The following is a 552-nucleotide window of genomic DNA, read 5'->3' as shown; positions in this document are numbered from 1 at the left end:
TCTTCGCGTCCTTGCCAGGGAACCGAAGGATCATCAGACGGTGGCCGGCTTCCGTCTCCACGACACGCCGGATCCACAAAGGACTATCTCGGCGGCCGAGACGCCAGGGGTTAAAGAACAAGCTGAGGGTAAGTCTCAGAAGCCCTTGCGGCGGGTGTTCCGGATGACGTTTCAGCTCGACCACCTGGTAAGCGGTGACGCTCTGGGCGTTGAGCGACTTCAGCCGCTTGAGCGCTTGATCGTGCTCCAGTCTCGTCTGCGTGGCGGCCGGGTCGCCCTCGGCAAGGAGCCTGGGGGTGAGGCGCCGTGGCTCGATATGGGGTCGAAGCACCTCGTGGACCGCTGGGAGCACGTCGAGGGCGAGGTTGTCGAGGTCCTTTCCCTGTTGCGGAGGCAGCACCAACATGGTGACCTTGATGGGGACGCCTAGACGAGTAGTTCCGATGTCAGGGGTCGATGTCTGGGTATGAAGAGAGGGCATCCAGGATCATGTTGTGACGCAAGACCTGGACACCCTCTTGACCGCACTGTACGTGAAGATCGACGACACCA

Annotated in this window: 1 protein-coding gene; it reads right to left on the bottom strand. The window is 61.4% G+C overall.

Translation table 11 applies throughout. The features are described from left to right. Positions 1-406: hypothetical protein (locus tag DLJ47_RS35290; RefSeq protein ID WP_146227978.1), on the bottom strand; the 406-nt coding region annotated here is incomplete at its 3' end. Positions 407-552 lie beyond the last annotated feature (146 nt).

The organism is Micromonospora sp. S4605 (assembly GCF_003176715.1).
GTDB lineage: Bacteria > Actinomycetota > Actinomycetes > Mycobacteriales > Micromonosporaceae > Micromonospora > Micromonospora echinaurantiaca.
The sequence above is the reverse complement of the archived record's forward strand: the minus strand, read 5'-3'. Positions and strand labels throughout refer to the sequence as shown.